The organism is Cyclobacterium sp. SOCE241, assembly GCF_056867545.1.
In genome coordinates, this window is sequence record NZ_CP149779.1 from 4,907,532 (window position 1) to 4,923,794 (window position 16,263).

10 protein-coding genes and 6 pseudogenes are annotated in these 16,263 nt (G+C 38.6%); 4 read left to right on the forward strand and 12 right to left on the reverse strand.

The features are described from left to right. Positions 1 to 4 precede the first annotated feature (4 nt). From WG932_RS24890 to WG932_RS24940, 11 genes and pseudogenes are all read right to left on the reverse strand, one after another. Positions 5 to 1,032: pseudogene (locus WG932_RS24890) on the reverse strand (rod shape-determining protein). Between the two features lie 379 nt (positions 1,033 to 1,411). Continuing rightward, a pseudogene (gene purH, locus WG932_RS24895) lies at positions 1,412 to 2,937 on the reverse strand (bifunctional phosphoribosylaminoimidazolecarboxamide formyltransferase/IMP cyclohydrolase). Positions 2,938 to 3,070: 133 nt separating this feature from the next. Continuing rightward, a complete protein-coding gene (purN, locus tag WG932_RS24900) occupies positions 3,071 to 3,628 on the reverse strand; it encodes a phosphoribosylglycinamide formyltransferase (protein WP_483085775.1) in 558 nt (185 codons plus the stop codon). A 57-nt stretch (positions 3,629 to 3,685) separates the two neighbouring features. After that, the gene (locus WG932_RS24905; RefSeq protein ID WP_483085776.1) at positions 3,686 to 4,657 is read right to left on the reverse strand and encodes a glycosylase; all 972 of its coding nucleotides are present in this window, start codon (positions 4,655 to 4,657) and stop codon (positions 3,686 to 3,688) included. Positions 4,658 to 4,681: 24 nt separating this feature from the next. Continuing rightward, positions 4,682 to 5,553: pseudogene (locus tag WG932_RS24910) on the reverse strand (geranylgeranylglycerol-phosphate geranylgeranyltransferase). A gap of 92 nt (positions 5,554 to 5,645) precedes the next feature. Beyond that, the gene (locus WG932_RS24915) at positions 5,646 to 6,428 is read right to left on the reverse strand and encodes a Rossmann-like and DUF2520 domain-containing protein (RefSeq protein WP_483085777.1); all 783 of its coding nucleotides are present in this window, start codon (positions 6,426 to 6,428) and stop codon (positions 5,646 to 5,648) included. A 74-nt stretch (positions 6,429 to 6,502) separates the two neighbouring features. Continuing rightward, positions 6,503 to 9,030, reverse strand: a pseudogene (gene ccsA, locus WG932_RS24920) (cytochrome c biogenesis protein CcsA). 40 nt (positions 9,031 to 9,070) lie between these two features. After that, positions 9,071 to 9,487 (reverse strand): cytochrome c maturation protein CcmE domain-containing protein, encoded by a 417-nt coding sequence (locus tag WG932_RS24925; RefSeq protein WP_483085778.1) that lies wholly within the window; start codon positions 9,485 to 9,487, stop codon positions 9,071 to 9,073. Between the two features lie 3 nt (positions 9,488 to 9,490). Further along, a complete protein-coding gene (locus WG932_RS24930; RefSeq protein WP_014020454.1) occupies positions 9,491 to 9,733 on the reverse strand; it encodes a CcmD family protein in 243 nt (80 codons plus the stop codon). Position 9,734: 1 nt separating this feature from the next. Continuing rightward, positions 9,735 to 10,409 carry a cytochrome c biogenesis protein CcsA gene (gene ccsA / locus WG932_RS24935; protein ID WP_149394223.1) on the reverse strand — a complete coding sequence of 225 codons (675 nt, stop codon included), beginning with the start codon at positions 10,407 to 10,409 and terminating at the stop codon, positions 9,735 to 9,737. A 656-nt stretch (positions 10,410 to 11,065) separates the two neighbouring features. After that, positions 11,066 to 11,731, reverse strand: a complete 666-nt coding sequence (locus tag WG932_RS24940; RefSeq protein ID WP_014020456.1) for a heme exporter protein CcmB — start codon at positions 11,729 to 11,731, stop codon at positions 11,066 to 11,068. A 341-nt stretch (positions 11,732 to 12,072) separates the two neighbouring features. Here WG932_RS24940 and WG932_RS24945 point away from each other — a divergent pair. Next, positions 12,073 to 12,935: pseudogene (locus tag WG932_RS24945) on the forward strand (dihydrodipicolinate synthase family protein). A gap of 194 nt (positions 12,936 to 13,129) precedes the next feature. Here WG932_RS24945 and serS read toward each other — a convergent pair. Next, positions 13,130 to 14,406: pseudogene (gene serS, locus WG932_RS24950) on the reverse strand (serine--tRNA ligase). A gap of 163 nt (positions 14,407 to 14,569) precedes the next feature. Between serS and WG932_RS24955 the strand changes: the two are divergent. From WG932_RS24955 to WG932_RS24965, 3 genes are read left to right on the forward strand one after another with little or no spacing between them, the layout of a single operon-like run. Continuing rightward, positions 14,570 to 15,307, forward strand: coding sequence for a PIG-L deacetylase family protein (locus WG932_RS24955; RefSeq protein WP_483085779.1), 738 nt, complete (start codon positions 14,570 to 14,572; stop codon positions 15,305 to 15,307). Then, positions 15,265 to 15,444 carry a hypothetical protein gene (locus WG932_RS24960; protein ID WP_483085780.1) on the forward strand — a complete coding sequence of 60 codons (180 nt, stop codon included), beginning with the start codon at positions 15,265 to 15,267 and terminating at the stop codon, positions 15,442 to 15,444. Before WG932_RS24955 ends, WG932_RS24960 begins: the two co-directional genes overlap by 43 nt. Before the next feature lie 47 nt (positions 15,445 to 15,491). Next, entirely contained in the window at positions 15,492 to 16,250 is a 759-nt protein-coding gene (locus WG932_RS24965) for an SDR family NAD(P)-dependent oxidoreductase (RefSeq protein WP_483085781.1), read from the forward strand. Positions 16,251 to 16,263: the final 13 nt, after the last annotated feature.

Sequence of the window (16,263 nt, forward strand, 5' to 3'; positions counted from 1 at the left end):
CTTTTTAAGTCATGAGAACAGTTCTGAATTGGTTGATGTTTTTCAAGGCATTTCCTGTACCCCTTACCACAGCTCTTAATGGATCTTCTGCTATGTGTATAGGTAACTTGGTTTTCTGATGTAACCTTCGGTCTAAACCTTTCAACAAAGCCCCTCCTCCTGTTAGGTGGATACCATTGTCATAAATGTCTGCTGAAAGCTCAGGCGGTGCTATTTCCAAGGCTTTAAGTACAGCTTCTTCGATTTTAGATACAGATTTGTCTAAGGCAAACGCGATCTCTGAATAAGAAACTTTAATCACCTTAGGAATACCTGTCATCAAGTCTCTACCTCTGATTTCATAATCCTCCGGCGGATCATCAAGTTCTGTTAGGGCAGAGCCTATTGCAATTTTTACTTTTTCTGCGGATCGCTCTCCAATAAGCAAGTTGTGTTGTCTACGCATATAATCCAATATGTCTTTGGTGAAAGTGTCACCGGCAACCCTAATGGATTGGTCTGCAACTATTCCGGAAAGGGCAATAAGTGCAATTTCGGTAGTACCTCCTCCGATATCCACTATCATGGAACCCATTGGTTTTTCTATGTCTATACCTATACCTATGGCAGCCGCAATAGGCTCATATATCATATAAACCTCTTTACCACCGGCGTGTTCTGCCGAGTCTCTTACCGCTCGTTTTTCCACCTCAGTGATGCCCGATGGGATGCAAATCACCATTCTATGGGACTGAGGGAACATGCCTTTGTTGTGACCCGGAATCATTTTAATTAATCCTCGGATCATTTGCTCAGCCGCATAAAAATCTGCAATCACTCCGTCTTTTAATGGGCGAATGGTCTTGATATTTTCATGGGTTTTTTCATGCATGTTCATGGCCTCACGACCTACTGCCAATACTTTATTGGTAGTTTTATCTATAGCGATTATGGATGGTTCATCCACAATAATTTTTTCTTTATGTTGATCAGCGTATTGGCTGTTCCTAAGTCAATGGCGATGTCACTTGAGAAAAAGTCGAATAATCCCATTTTGATCTGTTCTAAATTAAATGTTTATTGTTACTTTAAATCTAACGCAATATAATCCGAATAAATATCCGAAGCCGGCTTAAGTTCCAAGATCCGGCGAGGCGTTGTTTTCAGATTTATCACGAATTAAGCAATAGTTATGCTATGATTAACTGGGAAAACTGCTATTTTCTACCCCTCCTTATTTTTTCATCACTCAACCTTAATATAGGCTAATTTCAGAAGCTTTCAAGCCTTATTTTAAATTCGTTTTTCCAATTGTAAATACCAGTCTAAATTTACCGGCAATCTAAAAGGAAAAATACTGGAAAATTGTATTTTCCAATTGAATCCAATAAATACTACTCTTGGCATTCAATACCAAGAGTAGTATGGTCTATTAATGTTTAAAATGTCTGACTCCCGTCATCACCATACTCATTCCATGGGCATCACAATAAGCAATGCTGTCCTTGTCCTTGATAGAACCACCTGGTTGGACCACGGCTGAGATTCCTTCATTTCCTGCGATTTCTACACAATCAGGGAAAGGAAAAAATGCATCGGAAGCCATTACTGCCCCTTTAAGGTCAAAGCCAAAAGCTTTTGCTTTTTCTATGGCTTGTTTCAATGCATCTACTCTACTTGTTTGGCCTACGCCACTAGAAAATAGCTGGTCGTGGTTGCTAAGAATAATGGTGTTTGATTTGGTATGTTTACAGATCTTTAAAGCAAAGGCTAAAGCGTCTTTTTCTGCTTCGGTGGGAGAGATCTTGGTCACTACCTTAAATTGATCTTTGGTTTCTGTTTTTAGATCCTTGTCCTGCTCAACAAAGCCATTCAATAATGTTTTGACTTGCTTGGTTCCTGTAATATTCATCTTTTGCTTCAGAAGGATTCTATTTTTTTCCCTTTAAGCAAATCCAAAGCATCTTGGTCAAAATCCGGTGCTATTAATACCTCGAAAAACAACCCATGCATGGCTTCTGCAGCTGCCAAGTCAACCGTTTTATTAGTGATCAATACTCCTCCAAAAGCAGAAATAGTGTCAGCAGCAAAGGCTTTGTCATAGGCTTCCTTTACACTCTCTCCAAGGGCAACGCCACAGGCATTGGTGTGCTTAAGGATAGCAAAAGCAGTTTCTTCTTGAAATTCAGCAATTAAGGAAACAGCAGCGTCCACATCCACCAAATTATTGAAGGACAATTCTTTTCCATTTAATTGATCAAACAATGCATTGATGTCTCCATAGAAACGCGCTTCTTGGTGTGGGTTTTCTCCATACCTTAAATCTTTGGCAGATTCCTCACTAATTTTTAATGCCGGAATATTTTCTTCCTGATTAAAATAATTGAATATATGGGTGTCATAATTGGAAGAAACTTTAAAAGCTTGCGCAGCAAAATATTTTCGATCAGCTAATGAAAGTGCTCCGTCTTGATTTTTGAGCTTTTCCTCTAGCTCACCATATTGAGCTTTTGAAGCAATGATAGTTACATCCTTGAAGTTTTTCGCAGCAGCCCTGATTAAGGCTATTCCTCCAATGTCGATCTTTTCAATGATCTCAGCTTCAGATGCTCCTGAGGCTACAGTCTCTTCAAAAGGATAAAGGTCTACAATTACCAAGTCAATTGCGGGAATACCATATTCTCCCGCTTGGCCTATATCTCCTTCATTGTCTCTTCTATGCAATATGCCTCCAAAAACTTTCGGATGAAGTGTTTTTACTCTTCCTCCAAATATGGAAGGGTAGCCTGTCAACTCCTCTACAGGGATTACATCAGCACCTTGGTCTTCGATAAATTTCTGGGTACCACCGGTAGAATAGATGGTTACACCCTGGTTTTTTAACTGTTCAATGATCGGTTCCAGGTTGTCTTTATAATATACCGAGATAAGCGCAGATTGTATTTTTTTTTCAGCCATTACTATAGTAATTTTTTATAATCAGTTCTATCTCTAAATTTTTATTTTAAATAAATCGATAGAAAAGGGGATTGTTTGGTGTTTACTTTTGAACTTAACTTTATGAAGTGACAAAGTTAGGAAAATCAAGGCATTAAATCAGACTTTCAATGATTTTTGGATAGTATTTATGTTCGAGAACATGGACTTTTTCAGCAATTTGGTCCGGGCTATCTGTTTTGTCTATTTTAACCGCTGTTTGAAAGATTATTTTCCCCTCATCATAGTGTTCATTGACGAGGTGGATGGTAATTCCTGTTTCCTTTTCTTCAGCTGCTTTAACTGCCTTGTGAACATTGTCTCCATACATGCCCCGACCCCCGTATTTTGGCAATAAGGCTGGATGGATATTTACCATTCGATTGGGGAATGCTTTGATCAAGCCTTGGGGAATTTGAAGCAAGAAGCCTGCAAGAACTACAAAGTCAATGTTCTGGTTGATTAGGAGTTCAGTAAGTTGGCCGCTTTGCAACTCCGCTTTGTTGAAAGTATGTGTGGGGACGCCATACTTTTTCGCCCTTTCAAGCACGTAGGCAGTCTTTTTGTTAGAAGCAATTAATGTAACCCTAGCTTTTGAAGAGCCCTGAAAATGATTGATTATTTTTTCCGCATTTGAACCGCTACCGGAAGCGAGGATGGCAATGTTTTTCAATGTTCAATTGGTTTTATTCCTTTTTCTAAAATTACAAAGTAATGTTTAATCTCAATTCTAAATAGGCGAACTTAAACAAATATTATTTACTTGGATAATGGATGACAACTTCAGGATGCATGGTGTAAAACCTGAATTTTTCACCATCATGTACAGGAAACCGCTGGATTTATTCTCACCCATGATAGGATTTCCTGAGTATTTAGTCCAAGTCTTTAAGTCAGGCGAAACCGCCATATTCATGGTCCAGTCACTCCAGTCCTCCAATGAAGTGGCGTGGTAATAAGCATAATAATTTCCTTGATATTTAATGATTTTATTGACGGCTACACCATATTTGTCATAAGATTCGGGGCCAATTTTAATGATAGGGTCATCCTGAACATTTGTCCAAACCTTTCGATCATTAGAAGTGGCTAGCCAAATTCCCAGATCTCCTCTTTCATAAAAAAGATACCATACTTCATCTTCTACCCATACTGTGGGTGTACCATAAGGTCCTTCACTTATTGGGCTTCCATCTACTTTTCTTATATCAATATTACCCTGATTTTCCCAGTGGATTCGGTCCGTAGAGGTTAGCATTTTGGCTATGTCTCCTCTTCCTTCTGCAAACATATAATAAACTCCATCCTCTTTCCATACCATCATGTCTTCCACCCAGCTTTCACTAAAGATAGGATTGTCTTTATACCGAGTCCATTCAATGCCGTCTTCCGAGAAGGCATAGCCTAATTTAAGCATTCTATTTTCGTCATATTTATCGAAACCGGTGTACCACATATGGTAGCCATCTTCTTCTTTCATGATAAAACCCCTTTCTCTGATGCCACTATCCCAGGCCCCCTCCTTTGCGGCTGTAAAAATAGGGTTCTCCTGTAATGGGGTAAACTTAGTGATCTCGTCAGGGAAGAGTTGTGGTTTTTCTTCGGTAGGTGTATTGGTGTTTGATTGATTGTCTTTTCCTGAACAAGAAAAAAAGAGCAGTGGGATGGAGATTAGAAAAAGAGGTAGAAGGTTGTTTTTCATGGTTAATAAAATTTGAATTAGTGATTATAGGAAACCCATGCTGAGAATACCTGTAAGCATAAGTATTTTTGAAATGGTACTCAATTCAGTAAAATGAGATTTACGATCTGCCTTGTATATTTTCACCATAAAATACGTGAAAAATAAACTTAAGCCACCGAAATATAAAAACAGTAGTGGTTCATTAATTTTGAAAGTGACAAATAAAATTGATACTACAAAAAGAAAGCAATAACAAATATTACGGTTTTGGTTTTTCTAAACCCCAAGACTATTGGCAAGGTTTTACATCCATGCTTCCTATCTCCATTACGGTCCTCAATGTCCTTTAGAATCTCACGCATTAAATTAATGAAAAAGGCGAATATTGCATAAGTGAGGATCAATAATTCAGACTTTTGGTAATAAATACCAACAATCCAAATTGCAAGGCCGGTTAAGAATGCAACAGTTAAGTTACCAATAAAGGGTAAGCGTTTAAGAGTATTACTATAGAGCCATAATAGAAATGCAGCCACAAAGGTGATGGCCCCGATTTTAGGATGGACCACTGTTCCTATCAATATACCAATAAAATTCATTACAGTATGAAGAATCATCACCATTCTCCTTTTCATGCCCTTGCCAATCACCACAGCTTTAGGCCTGTTTACATAATCAATTTTCACATCATAATAATCATTGATCATATAACCTGATGCGGTAAGAATTACGGTAGAAATTATTAGCATATAGAGATGGTAATCCTCTAAAACAGGTAGTCCTGCTTTGGTTTTACCCACTAAAAAGAATGCCGTCATCAATTGTGCAAAGGCAACCATAAGGAGGTTCTCTAGACGGATAATTTTTATAAATCCACCAAAAGTAAATACAGGTGACGCCTTTGGATTTTTCATGCTACAAAACTAATGAGATTACGTTTAATCTAGCAATTATGATCAAATTTTATATTGGTTATTGATGGGTGTAAATAATTGATAATCAGTAATTAAATTTCTCCCCTGTCGATGATGCTTTGAGAGATACTTCGGTATATTTCTGCAAGCTGCTCATTATAGGTCAAGAAGTCATAATGGTTTTCCAACGTATTGATATCATCTCTAATGGCCGGTCCTGTTTGGGCATCAGCTGCACCTAATTGAAGTGTTTTATTCATTTGCTCAACAATAAGCGGCCTTAAAATTTCGAAATCCAAATCTTGGCGTTTCATTATTGACTCAGCCAAATAGACCATATGGTTGGTAAAGTTGGCTGCAAAAACAGCCGCTACATGAATTGATTTGCGCTCTTTAGATCGGATTTCATATGCCGGAGATTTAAGGCTTTTGCAAAGCTTTTTTAATGTTTTTAAAGTCTCTTTATCTCCTGACTCCAATAGAAATGGAACGTCTTCAAATGATAATTCTCTGGATTTTGTAAATCCTTGTAAAGGGTATAAGATTCCGGTGAAATCTGCAGAGCTATAGGATAAAATATCCAAAGCTAATGTGCCACTGGTATGCACCAAGATACTCCCCTCAGGAAGCAGGACAGCTTCTGCAATAGAAGGAACGGCTTGGTCGCTTACCGCAATAACAAAAAGCTTGGCATGGCTTTCTGTAAAATCAAGATGATCTTGTGCTTCTGTGGCATAAAGCCTTGAGGCAAGCTGGTTGGCTTTATGGATATTTCTGCCATAAATTTCCAAAATCTCATGCCCGGCATTTTCTAATGCAGAAGACAGATGCCAAGCAACATTTCCCGTTCCAATGACCGATACCGTAAGCTTCATGTGTATAAATTTATAAAAAAATAACCCCTAATGTTAGTTAGGGGTTAAAATTTAGACTTTTTATTTAAAAGCGGTTACTCTAAGCCTTTTGCTTTCATTTTTTGAAATTCATCAAACCTTCTGTAGATAGCAACCGAAAAACCGATTAGCATAATGACAGTACCCAGCCATAACACATTTATCATTGGTTTTACTGCTGCTTTCATTACCACGTAGTCTTTTTGATAGGTATTGACCTTAAATACAAATTTATTTTCTTCTGGAACAATATTATCCACTTCCACTTTGATACCTAAGTCATGGTCGATATAATCAATTTTACCGACTTGATTTCCACGAATCAAAAACACCGGTGAAAGCTCCTTCCTAACATCGTAATCCATTATGCTAAGCACCGCTTTTACAGCAATGTCTCCCTCCTCTAAAGCAACTCCATCAATTTCATTGACCACATCTGCACTTTCAAATTGGGTTACAAAGTCATTGATAAAGAACTGCTCACCCGGAGCTGCATTAATGAATTGATCATCATTCCATTCCGGCTCTTCATAATCGTTGATGGCAGATACATGGGTGTAAAGGTCTTTGGTCAGATACTTTTTGAATCTGGAGAAGAAATCAAGCCCATGGTTGGATTGGGCTGTGACATTGGGAAAAGCGTGAATTTTAATTCTTCACCTTGGTAATACTCTACTTTAAAGTAAGAGTTTTCCTCTAGGACCAAATCCAAGGTATCTCCTTTCTGAAAATAGGTTTTTCCATCCACTTCAATGTTTTCAAGCGCCAAAGCTTCATTGATGCCTTCCAAGGATTCCATGGCATCGGCTTTTACGTAGCCCGGAACGCCAACTACTTTCTTATAGCGTCCTCTATAAATAACTTCATAATCTTTCATTTGAAGGGGCTTATTGATCCATAGTAGGACGTTTTCTTTATTCAATTCATCTTCCCAATCTTTTTTATATGTCAATCCTGACATATTAATAGAAATGGTATCCGAATACCCTGAAGAAAACATAATGCCTATCAGAATCATACCCAAGCCAATATGGGCAAGGGATCCCCCTGCCAACTTGAATGTTTTCCCCTTTAACAATTTGAGTAGAATGGTCCCATTGGCTACAATTGTGAAAGCCCCCGTAATAACAATTACGATATAAGTAATGTCGTAAACCTTTCCTAGGGTAATAATAATGGCTGCAAAAACCATAGAGATAATATAGGGGGTGACCAAAGCATTTTTTAGGTCGTCTTTCGACATTTTATTCCACCAGAAAAACTGTCCAACCCCTGTTAATAAAGCCAACGCGACCGCAAACCAAAGTTGAAACTTCGTGTAAAAGCCTATTTGATCAGCCGGTGGTGCCAAGTTTGAAAGCCCTCCAAATATTTCTACCAATGCATTGTATGCGGGGATAGAGGTTGGGACAATTACCTGAAAGGCCATCAAGGCTAGTGTAGTTGCTCCAATGAAAATCCAAAACTCTCTTGAATAAACCGAGGCCTCTTTCTCAGATGTTGGAATGTTTTTCCACTCTTTAACGGTAAGAAAGATGGCAATGGCCAAGAAAAACAACATATAAATAAGTAATTGTCCGGACAGCCCTAAGTCAGTAAAGGAGTGTACGGAAGAATCTCCCAATACGCCACTTCTTACCAAGAAGGTGGCATACAAAACCAATATAAATGATGCAATTACCAACACCATTGATGTTTTCAAAGCTGTACTACTTTTCTTGAAAGTAATCATGGTGTGTATGGCAGCTACCATGATAAGCCACGGTACATAGACTGCATTTTCTACCGGATCCCAATTCCAGTACCCTCCAAAATTTAAGGTTACATAGGCCCAATAGGCACCCATGATGATACCCATACCTAGAATCATGGCAGAGAAAATTGCCCAGGGCAATGCGGGTCTGATCCATTCAGAATATCGCTTGAGTGTCAAGCCAGCGATCAAAAAGGCAAAAGGAACCAAGGTGGAAGCATAGCCTAAAAACAATGTTGGAGGATGAATGACCATCCAGATATTTTGTAACAAAGGATTTAAGCCTGTACCATCTTCAGGAATATAATCCGGATTGATTTGAAATATTGGAGCTTCCGAAACATCCCGCAATAGCATAAAAGGAGAACTGCCTATTTTCAGGTCGCCAATTACAATTCCCAATATCATGGATACCAAAAATGCTTGTACTAAAGCAAATACCAACATTACGGGCCCCTCCCAAAATTTATTGGTATGGATTATAATCAGTCCTAATACTACATCCCAGAAAATCCAAAGGATAAATGCCCCTTCCTGTCCCTCCCAGAAACTGGAAATCATATAGTGTACTGGCAGGCCTTTTGAAGAATGTGAGTAGGCATAAAAATATTCAAAGCGATGGTTGTAAATTATTTCGAATAAACAAAAAGCAATGGAAACTGCAGCAAATCCGTGAATGTAAAAGGTGATTCTACTGAAATTTTTCCATGATGGTTTATCCAACTCACTCGCATGGGTGTAATAATAGTAGGAAACAGCTGAGACCAAGGCACTGACAAAAGCCAGAATTACCATAAAATGCCCCAGGTTACCTATAAAGGTATTTATCATTATAAGATTCTTTTTGAGTGGATAATAGTGCAGGAAGTAATCAAGATGCACTAGGTTTTACATCTGTTTCCTGGTATTTTGAAGGGCACTTCATTAAGATTTTTTCCGCTACAAACATTTCTTTGGTTTTGTAAGTGCCTATCACCACTACTTGTTCTGATCTTTTAAAGTCTGCGGGAACAGGTTCATTGTAATAGACCTGTTGTTCTGTTCCGTCATTGTCAACCATAATGAAAGTAAAAGAAGTTTTGTCTTCCCCAACTTCAATACCCTCTACTTCACCGTTTTGACCTTTCTTAAGTTGACCCACCACATGAATTGCTTCAGTTTTTCCATTCAAAGCCATTGTTTTGGCTGTAGAAAAACTTTCATATGTGCTGGCATCACCTATTGAAGTGATAATAATAACAATCGCAACAGCGATAATGCCTAGGCCTAAAATATGTCCTCTTTTCATGATTTAATCGTTATATTTTTTCTCCAAACCACTGATTTTACGGTCAGTTTGTATCACATAAACCAGAATACCGCCCAAAACAATTCCAATTATGCTGACTAATACGTAAATTTTTCCTTCAGCGCGCATTTTATCTGCCATCTGCACATCCGAATTTTGGTAATCCTCTTCTGTAATCCCTATTTTGTCCTGTGCCTTTACGAGAAAGCTGATAAAAAACAGGAAAATGATAATGAACTTTTTCATATTACTGATTGATCAATTTGTCTTCTAAATTTCTTTCCAAGCGCCTGATTCTTACCCTGATCGTGCTGATCCAAGCGCCTAGTAGGGTCCAACCGATAATGGCAGGGTAGAAAACCTTTCTGAGGTTGCTGTCCATATCATAGGCATTGAATCCCGGGTTGCCACCATTACCTGGGTGAAGGCTATCAGTTAACCGAGGAAGGATAAATATCAAGGGGATAAATACTGCGAATGCAAAAATACTGTAAACAGCACTAATCTTTGCTCGCTGATAAACGTCAGTCAATGAGTTTCTTAGAACCAAATAGGCAAAATACATCAAAAGGCCGATGGCAGAAGCATTCAGTTTCGGGTCGTTTGTCCAAAAATCTCCCCAAGTGAATTTGGCCCACACCATACCTGTAGTAATGCCTATTACCCCAAATAATATGGCTGCATTGGTAAATTCCACTGCCATGTCATCATCTTCTAGTTTTCCGGAGCGCAAGTGTTTTACCCCATACACAACAGCTACAATCAGCATTAATAACATCCCAAACCACATGGTTACATGGAAGAACAATCCTCTAATTGTTTCATTCAGAATGGGAAGTCTGGGAACATCAATCAATAAACCTGCGGTAATGGTATATGCCAGTAGTACAATGGCTAGTATTTTCCACCAATAAGCCTTCATATGCAAACGTGTTTTTAGTGAGCCATGTTTTTCCCCTTCCTTTCATTCAGTTAAAACATTGAATGCCTGCCTTACAATAATAGTGGGTACAGGTTGGAGGATCAGTTATGACCTCATTGAATCAACACGCAAAAATAGGGCATATTAAGCGATTTATTTACTTTTATCCCGTTTATTTGCTTACCGGTAAATGTAAATGATAGGGCCGTTTTTAGTGCGGCTTTGAGAAAGCATATAAACTGCTTTTTGAAGCATTTGGAAGGTTGCTTTTTTAGTTAATGTGCTGGATACTGATATTTTATTTGGTTGCGGAAATTTCTTTAAAAAGTGGAATTGATTGGTTTTCTTTCAGATAGTTTGACCTGTCTGTCCTCTAAAGGAAATACTTTTGTCTGCAGTGCTGCATTGGGATGTACTGATCTAAATTTAGCGAAGCGTAACTTAGTTCTAAAAAACTGAATGTTTTCAAATTCATTTAATAGTCCAGCTTTCCTTCCTCACCAATTGATTAAAAAAAAAACTACTTCAATAGGTTTAGGTGTAGCCCATTTATAAGGGCAATGTAAATTCATCAGGCTTTAACCAAAATTTGGAGGGGAAATGGACGATTAAAAACCACATCTGACTTCGACAAGCTCAGCCGGCGGTTGGCAATTTTAACTCCTCCACAAATATGGAAAAAGGATGTATGAGGTAGCTGTAACGATGGCATTTATCGCCATCAATGTTAGTATCTTTTCTGCGCTTATACCCCTGTCTAACCCATCGATTGCACTTTTGGAAACTTGAATGGTCATTAAAAGAATGGGTATCATCACCGGGAAACTCAAAATGGCCATTAAGGTGCCATTATTGCCTGCCTTCGAGGCAATGGCCGAAACCATTGTCAATGCTGCTGAGAACCCTATAGCTCCTAACAAAAGGTTTAATAGAAAAAAAGGTTGGTCGGCTACCGGATTGCCAAAAACAATTCCAAATACAATGTAGCCTAATAGTGCTAATACCAAGGTGAGCCCGGTATTGTAAATGGTTTTAGATAAAATAATTGCTTCCGGAGAAGCAATCATAAAATAGTAAAACTGCCTTCCTTGTTGTTCTTGAACAAAGCTTTTTGCCACTGCATTTACTGCAGAAAATAAAATAATAATCCAATACAAAGAATTCCAAATAGGAACTTGTAATTTGCCTTGGCCTGCTCCCATGCTTAAATAGGCGATGAATACTGCACTGGTCACGTATAGAAGTATTCCATTGAGGGCATACTTTTGCCTCCACTCCAATAGGGCTTCTTTTTTTACCAGTAATACTACTTCTTTCCACATAGTAAAAGCAAATATAGGTACCTAAGAATAAAAATTTCTCCCAATAAGGATAATTTATGAATTGCCACTGGTCTATTTTTGGCTTTTCACGGTTATTATTAAAAAGTATATTTATCACTGAAATTAATATGTAAACCTTTTGAATCCCGATTATTAGGTTCAATTCAATTAAAAAAACCATGAATTTTGACAATGACAGGAGAAAATTTTTAGGAAAAATGGCATTAGGTACGATGGTAGGGCTGGCTCCTTGGAATAGTTTATTGGCCAACTCACCAATTAAGGCAAAAGCAGTAGAAAAAGCTTTTATTCCTGTAATGCTAACCCCTTATAAACCAGATATGACTGTTGACTATAAAGGGTTGAAAAAACTGACAGATTATTATCTTGAATCAGGTGCTCGAGGATTATTTGCCAATTGCCTGAGCAGTGAAATGTATGATCTTAGCCCGGAGGAAAGGTTGAAGGTGACAAAAACGGTAGTAAAAAAAGTCAATGGGAAATTCCCTGTAGTAGCAACAGGTTCCTTTGGTAATACCGCAGCAGAGAAAGCTGAATTTACAAAAAAATTGCAGATACAGGCGTAGATGCCGTGATTATGATTACTTCCCACTTTGCAGAAAAAGGAGAATCTGATGATGTGGTAATCAAAAATCTGGAAGACTACCTGGCTTTGACCGGAAATATTCCATTGGGAACATATGAGTGTCCCTCGCCATACAAGCGAATTCTATCACAGCCGGTTCTTAACTTTTTATTGGAATCCGGTAGGTTTGTATACCATAAAGATACTTCTGAGGACATCGATAATATCAAAGCGAAACTTGAAACCGCCAAAGGAAGTAAGCTTGGATTGTACAATGCCCATATGGGGAGTGCTGCAGCTTCTCTTCGCAATGGAGGAGCAGGTTTGTCTCCTATTGCAGGAAACTATTACCCTGAGGTTATAGCGTGGCTATGTAAATATGCTGAAAATTCAGGGAAAAAAGAGCAAGTAGATTGGTTGCAAGAAAAATTGCGTGACATGGAATCAAGGATAACAAAAAATTACATGATTTCTTCTCGGTATTACCTCAATAAGGAAGGTTTAGATTTGGAGTTGATTAGCAGGCGTGCCAAAAACCCTCTTACCGCTGATCAAAAAGCCGTTGTTGATCAGTGTTATGCTGAAGTTCAAGATTGGAAACAAAAATTATCGATATAGCAAACCCTCTATTAACCAATGGAAAGGGCTTTCTTGTTGTGAGAAAGCCCTTTTTTTAATCTAAATCTTAATGCTGAAATAGGTTTTAGACAATCTATCACCTGAGGTAAACCACTTTATTTACTTTTAATAACAACACTCGTTTCAAATCTAATTAGAAAATTCAGGCCAAATTTTCATGATAGCTACAAGGTTTATTTTAGGATGTCAAATCCTAAATAAGGTACCAAAGCTTTAGGCATTTTGATTCCTTCTTCACCTTGATTGTTTTCCAGAATAGCTGCCATAATTCTTGGGAGAGCTAGGGCACTACCATTGAGCGTATGCGCCAATACACTTTTTTTGTCTTGATTTTTAAATCGCAACTTCAAGCGATTGGATTGATAGGTTTCGAAGTTACTAACAGAACTAACCTCTAACCACCTTTCCTGCGCTGCAGAAAAAACCTCCATGTCAAAAGTCAAGGCGGAAGTAAAACCCAAATCACCCCCACATAACCTTAATACCCTGTATGGTAATTCGAGTTTTTGAAGCAAACCTTGTACATGAAGGCTCATCTCGTCAAGGGTCTTGTAAGAGTTGTCCGGATGAGTTATCTGTACTATTTCTACTTTATCGAATTGGTGTAGCCTATTCAAGCCCCTTACATGGGCTCCCCAGCTACCTGCCTCTCTTCTAAAGCAAGGTGTATAGCCTGTGTTTTTGATAGGCAATTCCTCCTCTTGCAAGATGGACCCACGGTACATATTTGTAATGGGAACTTCTGCAGTAGGGATTAAGTAAAGCCCATCTTCTTGGGCAAAGTACATTTGCCCCTCCTTGTCAGAAGCTGGCCGGTGGCGTAGCCACTTTCTTCATTGATTAAAATTGGTGGTTGTACCTCCGCATAACCGGCTTTTTCTGCCTCATCCAAGAAAAAATTGACCAAAGCTCTTTGTAATTTAGCGCCTTTTCCTTTATAAACAGGAAACCCTGCACCGGTTATCTTGACCCCCAATTCAAAATCTACGATGTCGTACTTTTTTATCAAATCCCAATGTGGGCTTTTATTACTGTCTTCAAGAATGGGGATTGTTCCATTTTCCAGCACCACTTCATTATCTGTTTCTGAGTTGCCGGCAGGGACAGATGCATGAGGGATATTGGGAATGGTATAGAGTAATTGGGTAAGTTCTTTTTCTGTCTGAGAATAACGGTCTTCAAGCGTTTTTACCTGTTGCTTAATCTCAGAAGTTCTCTCCTTTATCTTATTTGCTTCCGCTTTATTTCCGGCCTTCATTAATTGGCCAATTTGCTTTGAGATAGTATTGGATTCAGCCTGAAGATTGTCTCTGTCGAGTTGGATTTGTTTTCTTAGGTCTTCTAACTTTAATACATTCCCGAGCAATTCTTCAGGATTTTCAATATTCCTGGCGCTAAGCCTTTCGCAAGCATGCGCAAAGTTTGCTCTTATTTCATTTACCTGAAGCATATATTGATACTTTGATTTGCAAGTTTTGATTTTAGGATGCAAAGATAAGGAATAAGTTCTGAGTTAAGGGGGCGAATGACTGATAATTTGGATGGGTGGATTGGCAAAACAGCCCTAAATGCCTATCTTCAACCTTGAAATTTTAACCACAGAAATATTGATTATGAAATCAAGTTTTATTGCAATTTTATTTTGTCTATTTGCGGTATCTATAGTAGAGGCGCAAGAAAGACCTTTAAAAATCATCATGATAGGTGCCCATCCTGATGATTGTGATATAAAAAGTGGCGGCACAGCGTCTCTTTTTGTGGAGATGGGGCATCAGGTAAAGTTCGTTTCTGTTACCAATGGTGATGCAGGTCATATGGAAGAAGGAGGAGGTATGCTAGCCAAAAGGCGTATTGCAGAAACCCAAGAAGTGGCAAAAAGATTGGGAGTAACTTATGATGTTCTGGACAATCACGACGGTGAATTGTTGCCAACGCTAGAAATCAGGCTTCAGCTTATTCGTAAAATTAGAGAATGGGATGCCGATGTAGTCATTGCTCCACGGCCTAACGACTACCACCCAGACCATCGTTATACAGGGGTGTTGGTGCAGGATGCGGCCTATATGGTAGGTGTGCCCAATGTGGCTGCCGATACGCCCCCGCTTAACAAAAATCCGGTATTTTTGTATTTCCAAGATCATTTCCAAAAACCAAACCCTTTCGAACCACATATTGCCATTGATATCACACCTGTAATTGATAAAAAAATCCATGGACTGGACGCACATGAATCGCAATTTTATGAGTGGTTGCCATGGATAGGAGGGTATGCTGATGAAGTTCCCGAAGGCAAAGAAGAAAGAATTGCTTGGTTGAAGGAAAAAGAGGTGGAAGGATCAATGCTTCTGTAAGGGAAAGTTTGGTGAAATGGTATGGGGCTAACAAAGCAGCCCAGGTAAAGTATGCAGAGGCCTTTGAAGTTTGTGAATATGGTACTCAGCCTTCAGAAGAAGAATTAAAACGACTATTTCCAATGTTAGGAAAATAGACCATTTAGGCTATTGATCAATTAAAAGATATAATATTTTACTATAAATGAAGGGAAAAAATGTTTTGGTCACAGGCGGGGCCAGTGGAATAGGTTTGGCAATAGTAGAGAAGTTTGCTGCATCAGGTGCCAGTGTCTATGTATTGGATTTTAATAAAGAAAATGGAGAAGAAGTAGCCGGAAAATTGAAAGAGAAGGGCTATGATGTCTATTTTAAGCAGACAGATGTATCCAATCAATCTCAGGTAACAGAAGTTATTGATTCAGTTTCAGGCGAGATTGATGTGTTGATCAACAATGCGGGGGTTTCCCATATAGGGGATCTTGAGTCTACGGAGGGAGCAGATCTGGATCGTTTATATGCTGTAAATATTAAAGGTGTTTTCCACTGTTCCAAGGCGGTGATTGGTAGAATGAAAGCCAACGGTGGAGGTGTAATAATTAATATGGCATCAATAGCGGCAACAGTGGGTATTCCAGACCGTTTCGCATATTCAATGAGTAAAGGAGCAGTACTTAATATGACACTTACCATTGCAAGGGATTATGTAAAAGATAATATTCGTTGCAATGCCATCTCTCCGGCAAGAGTGCATACACCTTTTGTAGACAATTATATTTCAAAAACATATCCCGGCAATGAGAAGGAGATGTTTGAACAGCTAGCAGCTACTCAGCCAATCGGAAGAATGGCAACACCTGAAGAAGTAGCCAGTATGGCTTATTTTCTAGCCTCTGATGAGGCTAAGTTTTTGACTGGTGCAGATTATTTGGTAGATGGAGGGTTCTCTAACTTAAAAATGTAATTACTTAAAACTA